The following is a 22,756-nucleotide window of genomic DNA, read 5'->3' on the forward strand; positions in this document are numbered from 1 at the left end:
AATGGCGCACACTGCCCATATTGATACGTTTGTGCGGGATCATCTTCCGCCGGCTGAACAGTGGCCGGAGCTGATTTTCAATCGACCCGAGCTGCAGTTTCCTGAGTACCTGAATGCTGTCGATCAACTGCTTGACCGTGCGGTGGATGAGGGTGATGGCGAACGTCAGGCCATTATTGGCAAGGATGTGAGCTGGAGCTATGCCGAACTTCAAAGGCAGGTCAATCGCATCGCGAATGTGCTGGTGCAGGATCTGCAGTTGCAGACAGGTAATCGTGTTCTGCTGCGCGGGATGAACAGCCCGATGCTGGCAGCCTGCTGGCTGGCCGTGTTGAAGGCCGGTGGCGTGGCAGTGGGCACCATGCCGCTGTTGCGCGCCAAAGAGCTCAAGGACATAGCTCAGGCGGCCCGGATTACACATGCCATCTGTGACGAGTCACTGGCACCGGAGTTGCAGCTGGCTGCTGAATCCTGCGAAACGCTGACACAAGTGATCCACTATGGTGGCACAGGTGAGCTTGAGAAACTGGCAGCCGACAAGACGGATGAATTTGCTGCTGTTAATACGGCTGCAGAAGACCCTGCATTGATCGCCTTCACGTCTGGTACCACCGGCATTCCCAAAGGCACTGTCCATTTCCATCGCGATATCATGGCGATGTGCGAAGTATTCCCTCGCCACTGCCTGAAACCCACCCGTGATGATGTGTTTATCGGCACTCCGCCACTGGCATTTACCTTCGGCCTTGGCGGGCTGTTGTGCTTCCCACTCTGGGCCAGAGCCAGCACGGTACTGCTGGAGAAGCTTGCACCGGAACCTCTGCTGAAAGCAATTGAGGAACATGGTGCAACTATCTGTTTTACATCACCTACTGCCTATCGTCATATGACTCCGCTGGTGCCTGAATATAACATTTCCAGTTTGCAGAAATGCGTGTCGGCGGGTGAGGCACTGCCGACTGATACACGCGATAAGTGGCGCGAAGCCACCGGGATCGAGATCCATGACGGTATCGGCGGCACCGAAATGATCCATATCTATCTGGGATCGTCACCGGAGGACTATCGCGCCGGCGCACTGGGTCGCATGTTGCCGGGGTATATCGGCATGATCGTTGACGAACAGATGCAGCCACTGCCGACAGGGGAGGTTGGCAAGCTGGCCGTCAAGGGGCCGACAGGCTGCCGATATCTGGCAGATGAGCGTCAGACCGACTACGTTGTAAACGGCTGGAACCTGCCCGGTGATGCGTTTTACATGGATGATGATGGCTATTTTTATTACCAGGCGCGTGTTGATGACATGATCGTCACCTCAGGCTACAACGTGGCCAGCCCAGAGGTGGAATCAGCCTTGCTGGCACATCCGGCAGTGGCTGAGTGTGGCGTGGTGGGTGTACCAGACCCCCACAGAGGGCAGGTGATCAAGGCCTACGTGGTGCTCAATGTCGACTATGTGGGCGATGATGAGATGACGGCTGAATTGCAGAATTTTGTGAAAAATACGGTTGCACCCTATAAATATCCTCGTCAAATCAAATATATTGATGCATTACCGAGGACAGAAACCGGTAAATTACAACGTTTCAAGCTCAAACAGATTTAACCGATTCAAGAACAGACAGATTTAACAACAGACAGAAGCAATCAGGCAGTCTGATGAGTCCCGGCAACGCTGGCGATAAAGGATGATTGCGATACTAAAAACAAGACTGGAGTTAACCATGCACAAGAAACATTTACTGGCCGCTTCACTGGCCGCGATCCTTGCAGCCGGCACTGTTCAGGCCGCCGATTCGATCAAGGTCGGAATGATGACAACCCTGTCGGGCCCAGCTGCTGGACTGGGTGTCGATATCCGTGATGGTTTTAACCTGGCGGTGAAGCATCTGGGCGGGAATTTTGGTGATCTGACAACGGAGATCATCATCTCCGATGATGCTCAGAACCCGGAAACAGCACGCCAGATTGCCGAGCGCTTCACCCTGCGTGACCGTGTGGATGTGGCCACAGGTGTGGTGTTTTCCAACATCATGCTGGCGGTAGGGCCGAGCTTCTTTGAGTCTGAAACCTTCTACATCAGTGCCAATGCCGGCCCGAGTGAGTATGCCGGTGCCGAGTGTAACCCTTATTTCTTCAATGTCGCCTGGCAGAACGACAACATGCATGAAGCGATGGGCAAACATGTGGCCAGCGAAGGCTTCAAAAAGGTCGCCCTGTTGGCACCCAACTATCCGGCCGGTATCGATGCTTTGAATGGCTTCAAGCGCTTCTACCAGGGTGATGTGGCTGTAGAGCTCTATTCACGGCTGGGACAGCTCGACTATGCAACCGAGATTGCACAGATCCGTCAGACACGCCCTGATGCCCTGTATATCTTCCTGCCGGGCGGCATGGGTATCAACTTCATCAAGCAGTATGCCTCTTCCGGCATGATGAACCGCACGCCACTGTTTGCACCGGGCTTCTCCGGTGACGAAGATTTCGTCAATGCGATCGGTGCAGATATGGTGGGGCTGTTCAATACCAGCCACTGGTATCGTGAAATGGATAACGACCTGAACCAGCGTTTCGTCACTGATTTCCAGGGCGACTATGGACGTCTGCCGACGCTTTATGCCTCACAGGGTTATGATGCAGCGATGCTGATTGATGCCGCTGTGCGCGCCGTGGATGGCAATATTGAAGACAAGGATGCGTTCCGCGAAGCGCTGCGCAGTGTGGATGCCCCGACGGTACGTGGCAGCTACACCTTCGGTAACAACCACTACCCGATTCAGAACTACTACCTGCGTGAAGTGGTACGCGAAGATGACGGCACCGTCCGCAACCGCTTCGTTACTGAGGTCATGACTGATCATCAGGATGCTTACGCCAAAGATTGCAATATGTAAGCAGGCAGCCTGCTGCAAAGGCGGGTTGATTCAATTGCTGCATCCGGCACTGTAGCCGGTGCCTGATGCGGCCACTTGAGCAATACAGATGTATTCAGTAGTCGTGTTCATTGCAGTGCATCCGCTACTGAGGATGCCGCAAGTGCTGCATGACGCGTTGGAGAACTGTTAATGGGTTATCTAATTATCGAGCAGATGCTCAACGGGCTGCAGTACGGTCTGATGCTGTTTCTGTTGGCTGCTGGCCTGACGCTGGTGTTCGGGATCATGGACCTGATCAATCTGGCACATGGCTCTCTGTACATGATCGGGGCGTTTCTGGCGGCCACTTTTTTTCAGATGCTGGGCAGTTTCTTTCCGGCGCTGTTGCTGGCAATTGTTGCCACGGCTTTTATCGGCTTTATTCTTGAAAGGCTGCTCTATCGCAAGCTGCAGACGATGAGTCATCTGTCGCAGGTGCTGGCAACCTTCGCCTTGATTCTGATCGCAAATGAATCGATCAAAATCATTTTCGGTGCGCAACCGCTGATGATCAGCATGCCGTCTGGTCTGTCTCGTGCTATCGAGATCGTGCCGGATGAACTTTACTATCCTGCCTATCGCCTGCTGATTATCGGGGTGGGCTTTGCGGTGGCTATCGGTCTTTATCTGCTGGTGAACAAGACTCGCACCGGCATGTGGATGCGCGCAGGTGCCTCCAATCGTGAAATGGCCGCTGTGATGGGAGTGCGCATCAAGCCGCTGTTTACACTGGTGTTCGTGCTGGGTGCTGCACTCTGTGCCTTGGCAGGTGCGCTGCTGGGTCCATTGCTGGCGGTCACCATTGGGATGGGCGAATCGATACTGATCCCTGCCTTTCAGGTGATTGTGATCGGTGGCATAGGATCGATGCGAGGTGCGCTGATCGGCTCTCTGCTGGTGGGTATGATCGATACAGTCGGTAAGCTTCTGCTGGTGCTCGGGCTGGGCTTCATCACCGATCCGACCAATGCCGGTACCCTGGGTTCTACCCTGGCATCTCTTTCCATCAGTGTGCTGATGGTCGCTGTACTCTACTTCCGCCCGCAAGGGCTGTTCCCGGCACGAGGATAAAATGATGAATCGATTTGGTCCTTCGCATGTCAAGAACACGCCCCTGAATACTGGGCTACCTAATCCCTGGTCGGCCATTCTGGTGGCTGTGTTGCTGGTGACTTTTCCGCTGGCCATGAGCTATATGGGGGAGGATTTCTATATCGGCATGGGCAGCCGGATCCTGATCATGGCGCTGGCTGCTACCGCACTCAATCTGGCACTGGGTTATGGTGGCATGATCAGTCTGGGGCATGCCGCGTTTCTGGGCATCGGCGGCTATACGGTAGCTATTCTGGCTAAGGCCGGTCTGGTTTCAGCATTGCTGGTTTTCCCACTGGCTATCCTGATGGCATCCTTTGCGGCTTTTCTGATCGGCCTGATCAGTCTGCGCACCAAGGGGGTCTACTTCATCATGATCACGCTGGCCTTTGCCGAGGTGTTTTATTATCTGGCGATCTCTCTGCCTAATTTCGGTGGCGATGATGGCTTGCCACTTCGAACGCGCTCCAGTGTTCCCGGTATCCGGCTGGATAATGCACTGACCTTCTATTTCTTTGTGCTGCTGCTGTCGGGTCTGGCCATCGTCTTGATGTATCGACTGGTTTCATCGCGCTTTGGGCGCGCTGTCGTGGCGATACGTGAAAATGAGAAGCGCATGGCAGCGATCGGTTATCCGGTGTATCGCATCCAGTTGATGGCCTTCACACTGTCGGGTGGTCTGGCAGGGCTTGCCGGTGCATTGCTGGCAAACCTCAACATGAGCGTAACACCTCATATGCTGGATTGGCATCAGTCGGGCATCTTGATTGTGATGGTGATTCTGGGCGGCTCCGGCTACTTCTGGGGTGGTCTGACTGGCGCTGCGCTGTTTCTGATCCTGGAAGAGGTGATTGCTGATCATACCGAACACTGGAACCTGTTCCTGGGTGCGATGCTGTTGTTTATCGTACTGGCGGCGCCCAATGGAGTGATGAGTCTGAGGGATCGTGTGCTGGGACTGTTCAATCGCTCTGGTAGTAACGCTGATAGCAAAGGGTCATCTGAGCAGGAGGTGAATAAATGAGCCATATCATCCTAGAGGTCAAGGATCTGGTCAAACGCTTTGGTGGGCTCGTGGCATCGGATATTCAGCACCTGGAGGTGAAGCAGGGCGAAATTCATGCACTGATCGGCCCCAACGGTGCGGGCAAGACCACACTCTTGTCGCAACTCAGTGGTGAGATGAAACCGGATGCCGGTGCGATTCTGTTCGAGGGGGAGGATATCTCCGCACTGCCGGTACACAAGCGTGTACAGGCCGGAATCGCCCGCTCCTATCAGATCACGACTCTGCTGCCACGGCTGACCGTGCGTGAGAATCTGGCGTTGGCGGTTCAGGCGCGCACCGGGCACTCATTCGATTTTCTGGGCACTGTCATGGATGAAACCGATCTTGATGAAGGTGCAATCAATACGGCTGCGCGTGTCGGGCTGAGCCCTGAGCTGGATCAGATCGTCGGTACCCTGTCGCATGGCAAGCAGCGTCTGCTTGAGCTGGGTATGGCGCTGGCCTGTGAGCCCAGACTGATCCTGCTGGATGAGCCGATGGCAGGGACCGATGTTGAAGAGTCGCACAACATGGGTACCCTGATGCTGTCGCTGAAAAAACAGCATACGATCATCCTGGTTGAGCATGATATTGATGCAGTTTTTCGACTTGCTGACCGTATTTCGGTACTGGTCTCCGGCAAGGTGATCGCAACAGGGACTGCAGAGGAGATCAAGCAAAACCCTGCCGTCATCACCGCCTATCTGGGTGAAGAGGACGCTGACGAGCTGGAGGTGAGTGCATGAGTGCGCTGCTGACGATTGAAAATCTTGAAACCGGCTATGGACCCAGTCAGGTGCTGTTCGGTGTCAATCTCGAGGTGCAGGGGGGGGAGGCGTCGACCCTGCTGGGCCGAAACGGTATGGGCAAGACCACCTTGCTGAAGGCTGTGTTTGGCCAGTTGCCAGCATGGCAGGGTGAAATTCGTTTTCTGGGCGAGAAGATCAATGGCAGGTCCACGGAGCAGATCGCTCAGATGGGGCTGGCGCTGGTACCCGAAGGGCGACAGATCTTTCCCAACCTGAGTGTCGAGGAAAACCTGGTGGCGTTTCATGCCAATCGCAATAAGGGCGAGAAGCCTTGGAAGCTGGATGATATCTATGAGCTGTTCCCGCGCCTGAAAGAGCGTGCCGGGAATATGGGCAATCAGTTATCCGGTGGCGAGCAACAGATGCTGGCGGTGGGGCGTGCCCTGATGACCAATCCCTATCTGTTGATTCTTGATGAGGCAACCGAAGGCTTGTCACCGATCATTCGCAAGGAGATCTGGCAGGTGCTGGCAAGGCTGAAGGAAGCCGGGCAATCCTTTCTGGTGATCGACAAGTATTTTAAAGAACTGGTCAGGGTTACCGATCGCCACACCTTTGTAGAGAAGGGCTGCAGTGTCTGGTCGGGCGATACCGAAACACTGCAGCGTTCGCCGGATCTCTGGAAGCGTTACATGGGTGTTTGATAAGGGTGTCTGATAAGCGTGTCTGACAAGTGTTTCTGATAAGAGTGACGACAGGAATGTCTGCAGGAGTGTGTGAATAATGAAAGTGGATTTTGCAGCAGAATATGATGTGCGCGCCCAGATCCCTGGTTTCGAGCAGGTGATCAACAGCTGGACAGCCAGATCGCAAGCGGTGCAGCACCAGTTACCGGGCAGGGTGGATATCGCTTATGGCGACAGTCCGGATGAGACGTTGGATTACTTTTCTCCAACGGGCGTGATCAAGCCACCCTTGCTGGTTTTTCTGCATGGCGGATTCTGGCGCAAGCTGCATAAAGATGATTTTGCCTGGGTGGCACCCCCCTATCTGGAGGAGGGAGTTGCGGTTGCTGTGATCAACTATGGTCTGGCACCAGCCACCAATCTGGAAACCATTGTTGAGCAGGTTCGCAAAAGTATCGCCTGGCTCTATCTGCATGCCGATGAACTGGGGTTTGATACAGATCGGATCACCGTGTCAGGGCACTCGGCAGGTGGGCATCTGACCTGCATGGCAATGGCAACAGACTGGATGGCACGCGACAGCCGTTTACCGGCTGACCTGCTGGCAGCGGGCATAGCCTTGAGCCCGGTGGTGGATCTGACACCGCTGAAGGAGGTACCGATGCTCGAGAATGATCTGCACTTCACCCCGGAGCGCATCGCTACGCTGAGCCCCTGTAAATTGCATCCGGCGACGGCGGCGCCCGTGATCGGCTCGGTGGGCGGGCTTGAGAGTAACGAGTTCAAGCGACAGCGTCAGATACTGGCTGAATCCTGGTCGGGTGTCTGGAACGGAGCCGTGGATATGGCTGACAGAGATCATCTGACCTTGTGTGAAGCGTTTGCAGAGCCAGAAACGGAGCTGTTTGCACGCAGTCTGGCGTTGATAAAGCAGCCTTGAGCCCAGAGTGTTTTTAAGTTCAGGGCAATAATGTTTGACATTTAAAATAATAATATCGAAAATAAATAGTTCATATGAAAACATTTTTTAACTAATGTTTTATGATTAAGATTTGACCAGAACAGTTTATAAATAAAATCTTATCAAGAACTACAGGCGAGGCCCCATGCAGGAATTGACAGACAGACATGCCATCGTGACCGGTGGCGCCACCGGAATCGGGCGGGCAATTGCTGAGCGTCTGCATGCCGAGGGTGCCAGAGTGACCGTGATGGCGCGTGATGAAACGCGTCTGCAGGCTATGTGTCAGGCGTTCCCGGGTATGCAGTACCAGGTGCTGGATGTCACTGACGAGGCGAGTGTGCAGCAGGCCTTCAAGGCCGCTGAACTGGCGTCAGGTGCGGTAAGTGTGTTGGTGAATAATGCCGGCTCTGCCAGAACAGCCCCCTTTGCCAGAACCAGTGCAGCACAGTGGCAACAGATGCTGGATGTTAATCTGACGGGTGTTTTTCACTGTATTCAGGCGGCTCTGCCGAGCCTCACACAGGGCAACTATGGTCGTCTGATCAATATTGCCAGCACTTCCGGTCTGAAGGGTTACGCCTACACGGCAGCCTACACGGCTGCCAAACATGGAGTCATCGGTCTGACCCGCGTGCTGGCTCTGGAGCTGGCCAATACCCATACAACCGTCAATGCCATCTGCCCCGGTTTCACCAATACCGATATCGTATCCGAGGCGATCAGTAATATTGTCAGTAAAACTGGTCGTACAGAGGCCGATGCCCTGGCAGAACTGGTCAAGCACAACCCTCAGAAGCGTCTGATAGAGCCTGAAGAGGTTGCTGCGCAGGTGGCCTGGCTCTGTTCCGATGCAGCGTGTTCGGTGAACGGGCAGGCACTGGTACTGGCAGGCGGCGAGATCATGTAATCCGGATCAACCGGATGGGAGAGAAACAGGTTATGAATCCACAAACGTATCAGCCAAGCCACTTTCAGTGGACCTTCACGGATGGTGTTGCCGTGATTCGACTTGATCGGCCGGAGCGCAAAAATCCTCTGACGTTCGAGTCCTATGCCGAGTTGCGTGATCTTTATCGCGAGCTGGTCTATGTGCCGGAGGTCAAGGCGATCGTGCTGGCGCCCAATGGCGGTAACTTCTGCTCGGGTGGCGATGTGCATGACATCATCGGCCCGCTGATCAAGCAGGATATGACCGGGCTGCTCAAATTTACACGCATGACCGGTGATCTGGTCAAGGCGATGCGCCACTGTCCGCAGCCGATCATTGCCGCGGTGGATGGGGTGTCGGTCGGGGCTGGTGCGATCATAGCGATGGCATCTGATATGCGCCTGGGGACTGCACGTAGCAAAACAGCCTTCCTGTTCAATCGCGTTGGCCTGGCAGGTTGCGATATGGGTGCTTGTGCCATTCTGCCGCGCATCATCGGTCAGGGGCGGGCATCCGAACTGCTGTTTACCGGTCGCAGTCTGGGTGGGGAAGAAGCGATGCAGTGGGGCTACTTCAATCGTCTGGTTGAACCGGAACAGCTTGAAGATGAAGCGATGAAACTGGCCAGACGGCTGGCCGAAGGGCCGACCTTTGCCAATGGCATCACCAAGAACCAGCTCAACCATGAGTGGGACATGAGCCTGGATGCTGCCATCGAGGCAGAAGCTCAGGCACAGGCGATCTGCATGGCCACGAAGGATTTCGAGCGCGCCTATGAGGCATTCGTGAACAAGACTACGCCGCTGTTTGAAGGTAACTAGCAGCTGCCGGGTCGTCAGTACAGGACAGTGTGATGTCAGACCGATCTTTTCTTGACTGGCCGTTTTTTGAGCCACACCACCGCGACCTCGCACAACAGCTGGATCAGTGGTGCCAGGAGCGTCTTGAGCCGCTATTACAGGCACATGCCGATCATGACAGCCATGAAGCACTGGACAGCGCGTGCCGCGCCATCCTGCAGGCGCTGGCTGAAGATGGCTGGATACGCTATGCCGTTCCGAAGGCCTACGGTGGTGTGCATGAATCACTGGATGTGCGTTCGCTGTGCCTGATCCGTGAAACGCTGGCGCGCTATTCTGGCTTGGCGGATTTCATGTTTGCGATGCAGGGGCTTGGTAGTGGCACCATCACCTTGTATGGCACCGAGGAGCAGCAACAGCAGTATCTGCCCGATGTGGCTGCCGGTCGCAAGATAGCAGCTTTCGCCCTGACTGAACTTGAGACTGGCTCGGATGTGGCTGCGATGAAAAGTGATGCCCTGTTGCAGGGTGATCATTATCTGCTTAACGGAGCCAAGACCTTTATCTCCAATGGTGGGATAGCCGACTTCTATGTCAGCATTCTACGCACTGGAGAGGCAGCCGGTGCCAGAGGCCTGTCGGCATTCATTGTCGATGCCGACTCGCCGGGCTTCTCGATCCGGGAGCGACTCGATGTGATCGCTCCGCACCCTCTGGCTACGATCGATTATCAGGATTGCAAAATCCCGGTGTCTCAGCTGCTCGGCGAGCCGGGGCAGGGGTTCAAGGCCGCGATGGCAACGCTGGATATTTTCCGCACCACCGTTGGGGCTGCCGCGCTTGGGTTTGCCAGGCGTGCTCTGGATGAAGCGACGCATCACTCTTCAAGCCGCATGCTATTCAATGCGCCCCTGTCGGATCTGCAACTGGTGCAGGCGATGCTGGCGGATTCTGCGCTGGATGTCGATGCCAGTGCACTGCTGATCTATCGTGCGGCATGGACCCGAGATGTACGTGGTAAGCGTGTCACGCGTGAAGCGGCGATGGCCAAACTGCATGCCACCGAGCAGGCGCAGAAAGTGATAGATCGAGCGGTCCAGATTCATGGTGGCAGCGGGGTGTTGCGTGGCAACAAGGTTGAGGAGCTATACAGGGAGATTCGTGCGCTGCGCATCTATGAGGGCGCTACGGAAGTACAGAAAATCGTCATTGCACGCCAGCATCTGATGCGTGAACTGGGATAATAACGAGGTAAATAATAATGAAACAACTCCTGCCAGAAGGCTGGGTTCGCCCCAAGGGATATTCCGCCGGTATCGAAGTAACGGCCGGTCGTATGGTATTTGTTGCCGGCCTGGTGGGCTGGGATGAGAACGAGCAGTTTGTTTCGGATGATCTGGTTGATCAGTTTCGTCAGGTGCTGATCAATACCTGTGCGGTACTGCATGAAGCCGGTGCAGGGCCGGAACATGTTGTACGCATGACCTGGTATGTCACCAACAAGCAGGAGTATCTGAGCCGCTTGGCAGAGGTGGGTGCGGCCTATCGTGACGTGATGGGCAAGAACTTCCCCACCATGGCCTGTGTCGAAGTGGCGGATCTGATGGAAGATCGCGCCAAGATCGAGATAGAGACCACCGCTGTCATCCCCGCCTGACCTTTTTCGCTGACGCCGCAACCTGCTGCCAGGGGGCGTCGGCTTTTTTCCCGATTGTATTCTCTGCCTCGGCATGATTTCATACTCGGCTTATTCAGCCATACAGCAAGGACTCAGTAATGCTTGATTTCAGATCCGATACCGTCACCCTACCGACAGACGCGATGCGCGCGGCGATGGCCAATGCCGCTGTGGGTGATGATGTCTATGGTGATGATCCTACGGTAAATGAACTTGAGCAGTGGAGTGCTGAGCGCCATGGTTTTGAAGCCTGCCTGTTCACCTCATCCGGTACTCAGGCCAATCTGATGGCTCTGATGAGCCACTGTCAGCGTGGTGATGAGTATCTGTGCGGACAACTGGCACACAACTACAAATATGAAGCGGGCGGTGCGGCAGTACTGGGTTCCATTCAGCCGCAACCGGTCGAGAACGAAGCCGATGGCAGTCTCTCTTTTGACAAGCTGGCGGCAGCGGTCAAGCCGGATGATTATCACTTTGCACGCACTCGCCTGCTCAGTCTGGAGAACACCATTGGTGGCAAGGTGCTGACAATGGAGTATATGCAGCAGGCACGCCGTTTTTGTGATGAGCAGGGGCTGGCACTGCACCTGGACGGTGCTCGCGTGTATAACGCTGCCGTCGCACTGGGAGTGGATGTCGCCGAGATCGCCAAACCCTTCGACTCCATCACTGTCTGCCTGTCTAAAGGATTGTGTGCACCGGTCGGTTCACTCTTGCTCGGATCACATGAGCTGATCAGCAAAGCCCGGCGCATTCGCAAGATGCTCGGCGGTGGCATGCGACAGGTCGGCATTCTGGCCGCTGCCGGAAAGCTGGCGCTGACTGATCAGGTGGAGCGGTTGGCAGATGATCACGCCAATGCAATCTATCTGGGTGAGCAACTGAATAACCTGCCGGGCTTCACTGTGCAGCCGGACTGGATCAACACCAATATCCTCTATGCCGATCTGGATGCCAGCATCAATATTGAACACCTGAAACAGCATCTCAAGGAGGCCGGTATTCTGGTGTCACTGGCCAGGCGTACCCGTTTTGTCACGCACAAGGATGTGGACAGGCTGGCCATAGATACATTGATCAGTACTTTGAGCCGCTACCTTTCCCGCTGAGTGATGGATCTGGAAGGTAATAGGGGATTTCCTTTAATTGAAAATAGTTAAGGTCTAATCTAAAATTAACTGAACTATTATATTCAGGGTTAGTAACCGGTATTAACAATCGGCATTAACAACCGATCGCTCATTGAGTTATCGGTAACTGATTCATTCAGACAAAGGGAGTAAGCCTGTGTCGGCTGATAAATACAGTGCATCAGCGCTCACCAGGGAAGGGGCGCCAGGCAGTGAAGGTCTGACAGATCAACATCAGGCATTACGCTTGTGGCTCAAGATGATCAGTTGCACCAACCTGATCGAGAACAAGATCCGCAAACGTCTGAACGAGCAGTTCGCCTTCACCTTGCCGCGCTTTGATTATCTGGCCCAACTGGACAGAGAGCCGGATGGCATGACGATGGGCGAGTTGTCCAAGCGGATGATGGTCACGGGTGGTAATGTCACAGGCCTGACTGATCAACTGGTGCGTGATGATCTCGTGGTACGCGAGATGGATAGCTCAGATCGCCGGGTTTACCGCATCCGCATGACAGCCAAGGGTGCGGAGAAATTCCGCGAGATGGCGGCTGAGCATGAAGTCTGGATACGGGAGATCATGAGTGTCGTGGATGATCATGAGATTGATCAGTGTCTGAGCATGCTGGCACGTATCAAAAAACAGGCTCAGGATATTTAAACTGAGCCTGTTAGCTTGCACTGATGGCTGGCTCTGTTGGCTGGAAAGAGCGCGGTCAGGGTTTACGCTGCAGGGTGTAAACCACCTCCTTCAGAGGTTTGCCTTTTGGTCCAAGACCATCCCAGCGTCCTTTGAATGTCACATCAAAGCCCTCCTGGTATAAGGTTTCCACTTCATACTGAGGAACGCTGAAGGGTGGTCCCTTGAGCATCCCATCCGGATATTCCAGTGTAATCAGCAGAATACGAGCACCGGCTGGCAGCAGTTTCTCCATATGGCGTACATAATCCTTACGCATATCGGGCGGCAGAGCGATCAGGGCCGCACGATCATAAACTGCCCGTATCTCACCGAGATCCTCTCTGGTCAGTGCAAAGAAGTCGCCTCCGAGCAGTTTAATTCCATCCGTGCTGTACTCAGTGAAGCGATCGGTTTTGCTGACAGTGGAGGGGAGCTGGTTTTCAGTGAAAAAGGCTTGCAGGGCTACATCGCTGATATCGATACCCAGCAAAGCATGCCCCTGCTCACGCAGCCAAAGCATATCCAGACTTTTGCCACACAAGGGTACAAACACAGGTGCATCATTGGGTATGCCAAGCTCAGCCCAGTGGCTGTTCAGATAGGCATTGATCTCTGACTGATGAAAGCCTATCTGGTTCTGTTCCCAGCGCTCATGCCAGAATTGGTGATCCACGTTGTATCCTCTTTAATCAATATGCGTGTGTTTTTAATCAGCTATTTACCCAGCGCTTTACTCAGCGATGATCACTCGGTTGCGACCCTTCAGTTTGGCCTTCATCAGTGCTGAATCGGCACGGGCAAAGAGGGTTTCGAAGTCATCAACCCTCTCATGAAGACCCGGGCTGGCATAAGCACAGCCAAAACTGGCGGTCAGCGTGACCGGTTCTTCCTTCCAGATAAAGGGTGTATCAGCTAACGCCCTGCGAAGCTTCTCAATCTCTACTGAAGGCTGTGCAGCAGAGTCCGGTTGCCAGAGCGCAAACTCCTCACCCCCAAAGCGGGCCAGCAGTGCATGTGAGGGCAGGTGGGCTTTCAGCGTCCTGGCCAGATGCACCAACGCGGCATCACCAGCCTGATGTCCATATTGATCGTTCACCTGTTTGAAAAAATCGATATCCAGAATGGTGAACTGACCGGATTTCTGCTGCTGCAGGTCCTCTTCAATCAGTTTGATCAGATAGCGTCGGTTGAAGAGCGCCGTCAGGTAGTCGTGATTGGCTTCCCAGTGCAGACGCGCACGGAGGATGGCATTGGTCAGCAGCACCGAGGCTATCTCCAGCGCGGCAACATAGCTCTCAGGGTAGGACTTGGGACCATCACAATCATCAAAACCGAGGATTCCCCACCACTGATTGTTCACCATGATCGGAATAGTCAGCATGGAGTGAATATCCTGTCGGATAAACTCTTGCAGAAGATGTCCGCTTAAATTGGCACGATGATGCTGACACCATTCGCCTCTCAGGCGCGCTTCATAGAGGTCTTTGACGACTTGGTCTTTGATCTCGACACGCTGATGATGCAACTGAAGATCATCAATATTCGACAGTTCCGGCCGAGCGGCCCACTCGTGCAGATACTCGGTAATGTAATAGTCATCACCTTTTTCGATCAGCTTGAACATCCAGACACGGCTTGAGCCCGTATTGACACCAAGCTCCTCCAGAAACTGAGTGATACCTTCCTGCCAGTTGACGCTCTCGTTGAGGCGTTTGGCCGCTCGGGTTACCGCAAGGAAAAGCTCACTGTCGGATCTGGGTCTGGCTGTCATGTTCTTCATCAGATGGCAGTTTCCCTTCAGCAGTCTAATGCTCAATATGGCAATTGAAGAATAACAGACTTTTTCCCAGTATGGCGACTGTGCCATAGTAACAAACTCTTATACTATATAAGCATAATCTTATCTTAATTCATACAGGCTACCTGTTCATGTCAGGACTCAGATCACATTTGGTTCGCTACCTGTTACCCGTGCTGCTCATACTGGTCGCTGTTGCTGGATTTCTCCATCTTAAATCTACCAGACCTGAAGCACCACCGGCTGGTGATGAGGAGCGAAGCTGGCCCGTCGCCGCATTGAGCGTGGCGATAGCCGAGCAGTCTCCTGAGGTGAGGCTGTTTGGCAAGATAGGTACCGATTCAACCGCCAGTCTGCGTGCAAGATCGGCAGGTGATGTGGTCAGTGTGGCAGTGCAGGCTGGTCAGATGGTTGTCGCTGGCGACCTGTTGCTGGAGCTGGATCCGACTGATGCACGGGTTGAGCGTGATCAGCGGCTGGCTGAACTTCAGGATCTGGAGTCACAGATTGAGCAGCGTGTCAGCCAGCATGCGCTGGATCGACAGGCGCTGCAGCAGGAGCGAGAGCTGCTGGCACTTGCTGAGCGCCAACTGCAGCGCATCAAAAGTCTTGCAGAGGGGAATCGTGCGGCGCAGCGTGATGTGGATCTGGCAGAGCAGTCATTACTGCAGCAGCAACTGGCGCTGATGAATCGAGAACTGGCGGTCAGCCAGCATCCGTCGCGTCTGAAGCAGCTTGAAGCAGCCGGAGTGCGCGCCAGAGGTCAATTGGAGCTGTCAGAGCGGAATCTGCAGGCAACGCATGTGGTGGCAGCTACTGACATGCGCATTGTGGATCTGATGGTGGCGCCGGGCGACAGAGTCACTGCGAATACAGTACTGCTGACCCACTTTTCACCCATCGATATAGAGTTGGAAAGCCGCATTCCGATGCGCTATCTGCCGCAGCTGCAAGATGCGCTGGCTTCTGATATCACCCTGGAGGCCTTTGCTGATATTGATGGCAGCCATTATGTGTTCGTGCTTGAGCGTCTTGCTGCCGCAACGGATCAGTCGGCTGCTGTTCTTGCCGGTTTCCGGTTGGGTCAGGGGCATGCTGAACGTCTGCCACTGGGGCGTTTTGCAGAGGCCTGGATGCGCCTGCCGATCAATGGCGCGAGTGTCTGGATACCGGCTGAAGCCCTGCATGGACGTGACAGGGTCTATCTGATCAAAGAGGGGCGCTTACAGTCGTTGACCGTTGATGTGCTGGGCGAAACGCGCCGCAATGGGCAAGCAGGTCTGCTGATCAGTGCTACAGAGCTGAGCGAGGGCGATCAGCTGCTGGCAAACCGTTTACCCCAGGCGATGCAGGGATTGAGAGTAGAAGTGGTTGAACAGCTCAGCATACCCGGAGAGGGGTCATGATGCCGCGCAAGGGGTTTATCGCGCTCTTTCTGAACCATCGACTGGCCAGTAATCTGCTGATTGTGCTGATGCTGCTGTCGGGTTTCTGGTCTTTGATGAAGCTGAACACTCAGTTTTTCCCCAACTTTGCTCTGGATTTTGTCAGTGTGCGAGTGGTCTGGACCGGGGCGAGTGCTGAGGATGTCGAAAGCAGTGTGACGATCCCACTGGAGCAGTCCCTCAGAACGGTGGATGGGTTGAAGTCGATCACCTCTACCTCCAGCCTCGGAGTGTCGGCCATCACCCTTGAGTTTCGTGATCGGGTCGATATGGCGCAGGCGCTGGCACAGGTGGAGGATCGTGTCGCGCAGCAGCGCAACCTTCCGCTCAATGCCGAAACACCGGTTGTGAATCGTATCGTTCGCTATGAGCCGATCGTGCGCATGCTGCTGTCCGGTTCTGATTCCATGGCAGAGCTGCGCGCGCTTGCCCGCCGTTTTGAGCGTGAGCTACTGGATATCGGTATCGAGAAAGTCGATTTCACCGGCTTGCCTTCGGAACTGGTAGCCATTGAGGTCAGCAGTGAAATGCTGCAGGCGCTGGATAAAACACCCCGCCAGTTGGCCGAACACCTGGCACGCTTTACCACGGATCAGCCAGCTGGTCAGTTCGGGCGTGATCAGGGTGGGCGACAACTGCGGGTGCTGCAACAGGCGCGCCATGAATATGATTTTGCACAGCTACCCGTGCTCAACAGTGCCGAGCAGGGTTGGCTGCAACTGGGCGATATTGCACATATTGAGCGACGGGCCAGGGATGGGCAAACGCGTGTGCGTTATCAGCAGCAACCCGCACTGGAGTTGCTGTTGCAACGGACCGAAAACACCGATGCACTGGATGCGGCGAAGCGGTTCGGGATCTGGCTGCAGCAAACCGAGCGCAGTCTGCCGCCAGGTATTGAGCTGAAAGTATATGATCAGCTGTGGCAGTTGATCAGCGAGCGTATCAATCTGCTGTTGAAAAACGGGCTGGGTGGATTGGTGCTGGTGCTGGCGATTCTGTTTCTGTTTCTCAGCGGGCGCCTTGCGATACGTGTGGCGCTGGGTATTCCGATCGCCTTCACGACCGCTTTTGTGGCGCTCTATCTGGCCGGAGGCAGCATCAATATGATGTCTCTGTTCGGTTTTATCATGTCGCTGGGGATCATTGTTGATAATGCCATAGTGGTCAGTGAGCATGCCTATACGCTACGCAGTGAAGGTAAATCACCTCAGGAAGCCGCGTTGACGGGCGCAAGGCGGATGCTGGCGCCGGTGATCGCCTCGTCGCTGACAACGGTTGCGGCCTTTTTTCCGCTGATGCTGATCGGCGGCATTATCGGCAAAATACTGTTTGAGATACCACTGGTAGTGATCTGTGTGATCCTGGCGACCTTGCTGATCAGCTTTCTGATTTTGCCGCATCAGCTAAGCAAAGGTCTTGCCGTATCCCGTGCGCAGCTCAAAGAGGAGGAGAAGGGGTTCAGAGGCCGGTTTGAGCAGGGGTTGGAGCATTTCAGGCAAAAGCCCTTTCGGCGTCTGGTGACGGCCTCGATTCGTGCCAGAGGCGTTACGCTGGCCGCTGCGGTAGCGTTGCTGATTCTTGCCTTTGGTCTGCTGGCGGGCGGTCGTGTTGGCTTTACCTTCTTCCCCAATCCCGATGGTACGACCGTCAGAGCGAATATCTCATTTGTGGCTGGTACGGCACCCGAGCAGGTTGAGCGGTTCATGCAGCAGGTTGAAGTCGCACTGGAAGAGGTGGAAGCCTCACTCGAGGAGCCGGTGGTCAGAGTCAAGGTGACGCGGCTCGGGCAGGGGATCGCCAGTGATGGCAGCGGGCCAAGAGGAGATCAGTTTGCATCGATGCTGGTTGAGCTGACCTCTCCGGATCGGCGCGCGATCAGTAACCAGCAGTTAATCCGCATGTGGCGCGAGCAGATACCCCGCGTGCCGGGTCTGGATGCGGTGATCATAACGGCTGTGACCGGCGGACCGCCGGGGCGTGATGTGGATATCCGCCTGACAGGGGTGGATGCGCAGACACTTAAACTGGCTGCACTGGAGCTGGCAGATGCCATGTCGGAAACGCCAGGCCTTTATGCGATTGAGGATGATACACCCTATGGGCGTGAGCAGTTGCTGGTCAGACTCAGTCCACAGGGCGTCGCCCTCGGCTTTACACCGCAGAGCATGGCAGCTGAGCTGCGAGGGTTGTTTGGTGGGGCTCTGGTGCAGTTGTATCAGGATGGACTGGAGGAGGTGGAAGTGCGTGTCCGCCTGCCGGATGCGGAGCGACACAACACCCTGACACTGGAGCGCCTGTCACTGCCATTGCCACAGGGCGGTTGGAGTCCGCTGGATCATCTGGCCGGGTTTGATTATCAACCGGGGTTCGAAACCCTGCGCCATGCAGATGCACGCCTGGCCATCCATGTCTCGGCTGAGGTGGATCGTGCACAGGGAAATGCCGGCCTGATCAGAGAGCGTCTGGCCAGTGATGTGTTACCTGAGTTGGCGACCCGCTATGGGTTGGACTGGTCTTTTCAGGGGCGTGCAGTGGATCAGCAGGAAACGCTGGGGGATATGCGCATGGGGCTGCTGTTTGCACTGGCAGCCATCTATATTGTGCTGGCCTGGATGTTTGCCAGCTATCTGCTGCCGCTTGTGGTGATGGCGATCATCCCTTTTGGTCTGCTCGGAGCAATAGCCGGACACTGGATGCTGGGGTTGGAGCTGACCATACTCTCCTTCTTCGGACTCTTTGGTCTGACCGGCATCGTGGTGAACAACTCGATCATCCTGGTCAGCTTCTATCAAGGGCTGCGTCAGAAGGGAATGGATTGTCACGAGGCGATTGTCGAGGCTTCCTGCCTGAGATTACGTGCGGTACTGATCACCTCCATTACCACCATTGCCGGCTTGATGCCACTCCTGTTCGAGACCTCGGTGCAGGCGCAGTTTCTGATTCCGATGGCGGTATCGATCGTGTTTGGTCTGGGTGTATCGACGGTGCTGGTGCTGGTGGTGATTCCCGCCTTGCTGGCGGTGGTGGAGCGTTAGTGCTCGGTTGCAGGTGGGCGATCAGTCATTATCGGTTGTGACATCAGTTGTGATAAGGGTCATGCTGTCGGGTATCACAGATCTTGCGGTAGCCGGCAGGTGGTCGGTGATGAACAGATCGATCTGGGTCAGTGGGGCAATCTTTGCCAGCGCATTGCGCCCCCACTTGCTCTGGTCTGCCACCAGAATCCTCTGTCGGCAGTTGCTCAATATGGCCCTGCTGACGGCTGCTTCTCGAACATCAAAATCCATCAGTCCGTGGCGGATATCCAGGCCGCCCGTACCGATCACGCCGTAGTCCGCATGGAACTCGCTGAAGAAACGGGTGGTTTCCTCCCCGACCACATCATGGTCATTGTGGCGTAGCTGACCACCAGCGACCATGACCTGAATCGACGGGCTGTTGCACAGCAGTGACGCAACATTCAGGTTATTGGTCAGGACTGTCAGCCCCTTATGATCCGACAGCTCACGGGCAACAAACTCGATGGTGGTACCGATACCGAGAAACACCGAGGCGTTATCAGGTATCAAACTGGCCAGATGGGAGGCGATCCGCTGCTTGGCATGCTGATTGATGATCTGACGTGAGGTGAAGGATAGGTTGGTGACAGATGACGGCAGGCTGACGCCACCATGCCGTCGCCGTAACAGGCCATATTCGCAGAGCTGATTGATATCCTTGCGGATCGTCTGGGTTGTGACATCAAAGCGCTGAGCGATCAGCTCCACCTCCAGATGTTCAGTCTGTCGAATCCATTCAAGAATGGTGTGCTGGCGCTCAGTGAGTCTCATCATCAATCAGTCTGCAAGTAGAGTGGCAGGTATCAAACGATCCGTCGCTGTGAGTCCTTATCAAACAAATGTATGCTGCTTCGATCCACACGTAAAGGCACTTTGGTGCCCCGTTCATAGCGGATCTTACCGGACTGTTCGGCAACCATCAGATCTTCATTGCCGGGCAGGCGACCATAGAGCAGGGTGTCTGCGCCGAGCGGCTCGACCATCTCGACTTGCAGCACAAAGTCGGCATCTGGCATCTCGCAGGCTTCCAGATGCTCTGGCCTCAGTCCCAGTACCAGCTCTTGCTGCTGAAGCTTCGTGAGATCAATGGCCTGCCCCATTTCGAGCTGATGTCCACCGGGCAGGTGCAGGCAGTTGGCATCGACTCTGGCAGACATGAAGTTCATACCGGGTGAGCCTAGAAAGCTGGCAACGAACTGAGTTTCCGGGCGCTCATACAGCTCCAGTGGTGGGCCCATCTGCTCCACACGCCCGTTGTTCATCACCACCAGACGATCGGCGAGAGTCATCGCCTCGACCTGATCGTGGGTAACATAGATCGAGGTGGTACCGAACTCCTGCTGCAGGCGTTTGATCTCGATGCGCATCTGCACTCTGAGCTTTGCATCCAGATTTGATAGCGGCTCGTCAAACAGAAACACCTTGGGATTACGAACAATCGCCCGACCCATCGCTACACGCTGGCGCTGGCCACCCGAGAGCTGCTTCGGCTTATTGGGCAGCAGGTGACTGATCTCCAGCGTTGCGGCAGCACGATCAACCTTCTGCTTGATCTGATCCCGCGGCACTCCGCGGTTTTTAAGACCATAAGCCATATTGTCAAACACCGACATATGCGGGTAGAGCGCGTAGTTCTGGAACACCATCGCGATATCGCGCTCGGCGGGCTCCAGATCATTGACGCGGGTGTCGCCGATATAGAGATCGCCGCCACTGATACTTTCCAGCCCTGCGACCATGCGCAGCGAGGTGGATTTTCCGCAACCGGATGGACCGACCAGCACGACCAGCTCGCCATCGGGTATCTCCAGATTCAGATCATGGATCGCTTCAAAGCCGTTGTCATACTTTTTATTGATGTGTCTTAATGAAACTGTTGCCACGTGGCACCCCTTATTTCTCTTGCTCTATCAGGCCTTTGACAAAAAACTTCTGCATCAGAATGACAACGATCACCGGTGGCAACATCGCCAGCACAGTGGTGGTCATGATGATGTTCCAGGGCACATTACCTTCCCCGGCGGTCATCAGGCGTTTGATCACCATTACAATGGTGTAGTAATCCTCGTCGGTGGTGATCAGCAGTGGCCAGAGATACTGGTTCCAGCCATAGATAAACAGAATCACGAACAGCGCCGCGATATTGTTCACCGACAAAGGCAGCAGGATATCCTTGAAAAACTTGAATGGACCTGCGCCGTCAATTCTGGCTGCTTCCACCAGTGAACTCGGAATCGACAGGAAAAACTGCCGAAACAGGAAGGTGGCCGTGGCACTGGCGATCAACGGAATGGTCAGGCCAGCATAGGAGTTGAGCATGCCAAGCCTGGCCACCACCTCGTAGGTGGGCAGAATACGTACCTCCACCGGCAGCATCAGGGTCAAAAAGATCATCCAGAAGCAGGTGCGGCGGAAGGGGAATCGAAAGTAGACGATGGCATAGGCCGACAGCAGGGAGATGGTGATCTTGCCGATCGCAATCACCATCGCCATGATAAAGCTGTTCCACATCATCCAGGAGGCTGAAACGGTGACGCCAAGTACCCGGTCGTCGTTGTTCCATACCCGCTCAAAGTTGTTCAGGCCCTGCTCGCCGAACCACAGGGGCATCACGCCGGAAAAAAAAGCGCTCGAAGGATGGGTGGCTGCGACCAGAGCGATCCAGATGGGAAAGCCGATCACGGCAATGCCGAAGATCAGCATCAGGTGACGAAAGGCGGTTAGCCAGGGGCGATTTTCTATCATCAGTACTGCACCTTGCGCTCGACATAGCGGAATTGAATCACCGTCAGGGCGATCACCAGGATCATCAGAATGACCGACTGCGCAGCGGAGCTGCCAAGATCAAGTCCGACAAAACCATCTTCATAGACCTTGTACACCAGCGTGCGGGTGGCGTTGTCTGGCCCGCCCAGCGTAGTGGCGTGGATCACACCGAAGGTTTCAAAGAAGGCATAGACCACATTCACCACCAGCAGAAAAAAGGCGGTAGGCGAGAGCAGCGGGAAAACTATCTGCCAGAAGCGCTTGAAAGGACTCGCACCATCGATAGCCGCCGCTTCGATCAAAGACTTGGGAATCGCCTGCATACCGGCAAGGAAAAAGATGAAGTTGTAGCTGATCTGTTTCCAGGCAGAAGCGATCACGACGACAGTCATCGCCTCACCGGCATTCACATAATGGTTCCAGTAATGACCGACGAACTTCATCCAGTAGGGCAGAATACCTATGGAGGGGTTGAACATCAGCCACCACAGAACAGCTGCGACTACCGGGGCAACGGCATAGGGCCAGATCAGCAGGGTCTTGTAGGTGCCGGCTCCCTTCAGTACGCGATCAGCCATTGCAGCCAGCAGCAAGGCAACCCCCATTGCAGTGACTGCCACCATGGCACTGAACAGAAAGGTGACCTTCATTGAGTTCCAGTACTCAGGGTCCTGAAACAGGTAGACGAAGTTCTCGAACCAGACAAACTCGCGTGAAAATCCGAAGGCATCCTCTATCAGAAAGGATTGATAGAGCGCCTGACCGGCTGGCCAGATAAAAAACACCAGTGTGATGATCAACTGGGGTGCCAGCAGGAAGTAGGGCAGAATCTTATTCTTGAAAACAACGGTATCGTGCATCGTAGCGCTCTCAGACCCGAAAACCCTGCCGCATTTAAAGATGAGGCAGGATCGCGAAACGGAAGGTCCGGGCTGAGCAACTCATATGTGTGATCATATGTGTGATCAAATGAGTTTACTCGCCCGGATCAGCTCAGCCATACGCCGGGT

General features: G+C 54.9%; 21 protein-coding genes. 15 read left to right on the forward strand and 6 right to left on the reverse strand.

What is annotated here, in order from left to right:
* Position 1: 1 nt before the first annotated feature.
* The 13 genes from F7R27_RS07105 to F7R27_RS07165 all read left to right on the forward strand — a co-directional run bounded on the left by F7R27_RS07105 (position 2) and on the right by F7R27_RS07165 (position 12,654).
* A complete protein-coding gene (locus F7R27_RS07105; protein ID WP_151703530.1) occupies positions 2-1,606 on the forward strand; it encodes an AMP-binding protein in 1,605 nt (534 codons plus the stop codon).
* A 118-nt stretch (positions 1,607-1,724) separates the two neighbouring features.
* Complete coding sequence (locus F7R27_RS07110) at positions 1,725-2,894, forward strand: ABC transporter substrate-binding protein (RefSeq protein WP_151703531.1); 1,170 nt, start codon at positions 1,725-1,727, stop codon at positions 2,892-2,894.
* Between the two features lie 171 nt (positions 2,895-3,065).
* Positions 3,066-3,986 carry a branched-chain amino acid ABC transporter permease gene (locus F7R27_RS07115; protein WP_151703532.1) on the forward strand — a complete coding sequence of 307 codons (921 nt, stop codon included), beginning with the start codon at positions 3,066-3,068 and terminating at the stop codon, positions 3,984-3,986.
* A gap of 4 nt (positions 3,987-3,990) precedes the next feature.
* Positions 3,991-5,031: a branched-chain amino acid ABC transporter permease gene (locus tag F7R27_RS07120; RefSeq protein ID WP_206060432.1), complete on the forward strand. Its 1,041-nt coding sequence runs from the start codon at positions 3,991-3,993 to the stop codon at positions 5,029-5,031.
* Positions 5,028-5,801, forward strand: a complete 774-nt coding sequence (locus F7R27_RS07125) for an ABC transporter ATP-binding protein (protein ID WP_151703534.1) — start codon at positions 5,028-5,030, stop codon at positions 5,799-5,801. The genes F7R27_RS07120 and F7R27_RS07125 overlap by 4 nt, the downstream gene beginning before the upstream one ends.
* A complete protein-coding gene (locus F7R27_RS07130; RefSeq protein WP_151703535.1) occupies positions 5,798-6,508 on the forward strand; it encodes an ABC transporter ATP-binding protein in 711 nt (236 codons plus the stop codon). Before F7R27_RS07125 ends, F7R27_RS07130 begins: the two co-directional genes overlap by 4 nt.
* A gap of 79 nt (positions 6,509-6,587) precedes the next feature.
* Entirely contained in the window at positions 6,588-7,430 is an 843-nt protein-coding gene (locus tag F7R27_RS07135; protein WP_151703536.1) for an alpha/beta hydrolase, read from the forward strand.
* 166 nt (positions 7,431-7,596) lie between these two features.
* Entirely contained in the window at positions 7,597-8,361 is a 765-nt protein-coding gene (locus F7R27_RS07140; protein ID WP_151703537.1) for an SDR family NAD(P)-dependent oxidoreductase, read from the forward strand.
* A gap of 32 nt (positions 8,362-8,393) precedes the next feature.
* On the forward strand, positions 8,394-9,203 hold the full coding sequence (locus F7R27_RS07145) for an enoyl-CoA hydratase family protein (protein WP_151703538.1): 810 nt from the start codon (positions 8,394-8,396) through the stop codon (positions 9,201-9,203).
* Between the two features lie 32 nt (positions 9,204-9,235).
* A complete protein-coding gene (locus tag F7R27_RS07150) occupies positions 9,236-10,426 on the forward strand; it encodes an acyl-CoA dehydrogenase family protein (RefSeq protein WP_151703539.1) in 1,191 nt (396 codons plus the stop codon).
* Positions 10,427-10,443: 17 nt separating this feature from the next.
* The gene (locus tag F7R27_RS07155; protein WP_151703540.1) at positions 10,444-10,839 is read left to right on the forward strand and encodes a RidA family protein; all 396 of its coding nucleotides are present in this window, start codon (positions 10,444-10,446) and stop codon (positions 10,837-10,839) included.
* Positions 10,840-10,958: 119 nt separating this feature from the next.
* Positions 10,959-11,972, forward strand: coding sequence for a low-specificity L-threonine aldolase (ltaE, locus tag F7R27_RS07160; RefSeq protein WP_151703541.1), 1,014 nt, complete (start codon positions 10,959-10,961; stop codon positions 11,970-11,972).
* Positions 11,973-12,150: 178 nt separating this feature from the next.
* Complete coding sequence (locus tag F7R27_RS07165) at positions 12,151-12,654, forward strand: MarR family winged helix-turn-helix transcriptional regulator (RefSeq protein WP_206060435.1); 504 nt, start codon at positions 12,151-12,153, stop codon at positions 12,652-12,654.
* A 55-nt stretch (positions 12,655-12,709) separates the two neighbouring features.
* Here the strand turns inward: F7R27_RS07165 and F7R27_RS07170 are convergent, their stop codons facing one another.
* On the reverse strand, positions 12,710-13,348 hold the full coding sequence (locus F7R27_RS07170) for a thiopurine S-methyltransferase (RefSeq protein ID WP_151703542.1): 639 nt from the start codon (positions 13,346-13,348) through the stop codon (positions 12,710-12,712).
* A 57-nt stretch (positions 13,349-13,405) separates the two neighbouring features.
* Positions 13,406-14,455, reverse strand: coding sequence for a diguanylate cyclase (locus F7R27_RS07175; protein WP_168927451.1), 1,050 nt, complete (start codon positions 14,453-14,455; stop codon positions 13,406-13,408).
* Between the two features lie 149 nt (positions 14,456-14,604).
* Between F7R27_RS07175 and F7R27_RS07180 the strand changes: the two genes are divergently transcribed.
* Both F7R27_RS07180 and F7R27_RS07185 read left to right on the forward strand, forming a co-directional pair.
* Entirely contained in the window at positions 14,605-15,879 is a 1,275-nt protein-coding gene (locus tag F7R27_RS07180; protein ID WP_151703544.1) for an efflux RND transporter periplasmic adaptor subunit, read from the forward strand.
* Positions 15,876-18,956 carry an efflux RND transporter permease subunit gene (locus tag F7R27_RS07185; RefSeq protein WP_151703545.1) on the forward strand — a complete coding sequence of 1,027 codons (3,081 nt, stop codon included), beginning with the start codon at positions 15,876-15,878 and terminating at the stop codon, positions 18,954-18,956. Before F7R27_RS07180 ends, F7R27_RS07185 begins: the two co-directional genes overlap by 4 nt.
* A 21-nt stretch (positions 18,957-18,977) precedes the next feature.
* Here F7R27_RS07185 and F7R27_RS07190 read toward each other — a convergent pair whose 3' ends face one another.
* From F7R27_RS07190 to ugpA, 4 genes are read right to left on the reverse strand one after another with little or no spacing between them, the layout of a single operon-like run.
* On the reverse strand, positions 18,978-19,754 hold the full coding sequence (locus F7R27_RS07190) for a DeoR/GlpR family DNA-binding transcription regulator (protein WP_240776276.1): 777 nt from the start codon (positions 19,752-19,754) through the stop codon (positions 18,978-18,980).
* Positions 19,755-19,783: 29 nt separating this feature from the next.
* Complete coding sequence (locus F7R27_RS07195) at positions 19,784-20,863, reverse strand: sn-glycerol-3-phosphate import ATP-binding protein UgpC (protein WP_151703546.1); 1,080 nt, start codon at positions 20,861-20,863, stop codon at positions 19,784-19,786.
* A gap of 10 nt (positions 20,864-20,873) precedes the next feature.
* Complete coding sequence (gene ugpE / locus F7R27_RS07200) at positions 20,874-21,725, reverse strand: sn-glycerol-3-phosphate ABC transporter permease UgpE (protein ID WP_151703547.1); 852 nt, start codon at positions 21,723-21,725, stop codon at positions 20,874-20,876.
* Positions 21,725-22,606, reverse strand: coding sequence for a sn-glycerol-3-phosphate ABC transporter permease UgpA (gene ugpA, locus F7R27_RS07205; RefSeq protein ID WP_151703548.1), 882 nt, complete (start codon positions 22,604-22,606; stop codon positions 21,725-21,727). The genes ugpE and ugpA overlap by 1 nt, the downstream gene beginning before the upstream one ends.
* Positions 22,607-22,756 lie beyond the last annotated feature (150 nt).

This window comes from Nitrincola alkalilacustris (assembly GCF_008973755.1).
In the GTDB taxonomy this organism is placed as follows: Bacteria; Pseudomonadota; Gammaproteobacteria; order Pseudomonadales; family Balneatricaceae; genus Nitrincola; species Nitrincola alkalilacustris.

Excerpts from the sequence above, each read along its gene's own strand:
- F7R27_RS07105 (WP_151703530.1), top strand. The coding sequence starts at position 2 with ATGGCGCACACTGCCCATATTGATACGTTTGTGCGGGATCATCTTCCG.
- F7R27_RS07110 (WP_151703531.1), top strand. The coding sequence starts at position 1,725 with ATGCACAAGAAACATTTACTGGCCGCTTCACTGGCCGCGATCCTTGCA.
- F7R27_RS07115 (WP_151703532.1), top strand. The coding sequence starts at position 3,066 with ATGGGTTATCTAATTATCGAGCAGATGCTCAACGGGCTGCAGTACGGT.
- F7R27_RS07120 (WP_206060432.1), top strand. The coding sequence starts at position 3,991 with ATGAATCGATTTGGTCCTTCGCATGTCAAGAACACGCCCCTGAATACT.
- F7R27_RS07125 (WP_151703534.1), top strand. The coding sequence starts at position 5,028 with ATGAGCCATATCATCCTAGAGGTCAAGGATCTGGTCAAACGCTTTGGT.
- F7R27_RS07130 (WP_151703535.1), top strand. The coding sequence starts at position 5,798 with ATGAGTGCGCTGCTGACGATTGAAAATCTTGAAACCGGCTATGGACCC.
- F7R27_RS07135 (WP_151703536.1), top strand. The coding sequence starts at position 6,588 with ATGAAAGTGGATTTTGCAGCAGAATATGATGTGCGCGCCCAGATCCCT.
- F7R27_RS07140 (WP_151703537.1), top strand. The coding sequence starts at position 7,597 with ATGCAGGAATTGACAGACAGACATGCCATCGTGACCGGTGGCGCCACC.
- F7R27_RS07145 (WP_151703538.1), top strand. The coding sequence starts at position 8,394 with ATGAATCCACAAACGTATCAGCCAAGCCACTTTCAGTGGACCTTCACG.
- F7R27_RS07150 (WP_151703539.1), top strand. The coding sequence starts at position 9,236 with ATGTCAGACCGATCTTTTCTTGACTGGCCGTTTTTTGAGCCACACCAC.
- F7R27_RS07155 (WP_151703540.1), top strand. The coding sequence starts at position 10,444 with ATGAAACAACTCCTGCCAGAAGGCTGGGTTCGCCCCAAGGGATATTCC.
- ltaE (WP_151703541.1), top strand. The coding sequence starts at position 10,959 with ATGCTTGATTTCAGATCCGATACCGTCACCCTACCGACAGACGCGATG.
- F7R27_RS07175 (WP_168927451.1), bottom strand. The coding sequence starts at position 14,455 with ATGAAGAACATGACAGCCAGACCCAGATCCGACAGTGAGCTTTTCCTT.
- F7R27_RS07180 (WP_151703544.1), top strand. The coding sequence starts at position 14,605 with ATGTCAGGACTCAGATCACATTTGGTTCGCTACCTGTTACCCGTGCTG.
- F7R27_RS07185 (WP_151703545.1), top strand. The coding sequence starts at position 15,876 with ATGATGCCGCGCAAGGGGTTTATCGCGCTCTTTCTGAACCATCGACTG.
- F7R27_RS07190 (WP_240776276.1), bottom strand. The coding sequence starts at position 19,754 with ATGATGAGACTCACTGAGCGCCAGCACACCATTCTTGAATGGATTCGA.
- ugpE (WP_151703547.1), bottom strand. The coding sequence starts at position 21,725 with ATGATAGAAAATCGCCCCTGGCTAACCGCCTTTCGTCACCTGATGCTG.
- ugpA (WP_151703548.1), bottom strand. The coding sequence starts at position 22,606 with ATGCACGATACCGTTGTTTTCAAGAATAAGATTCTGCCCTACTTCCTG.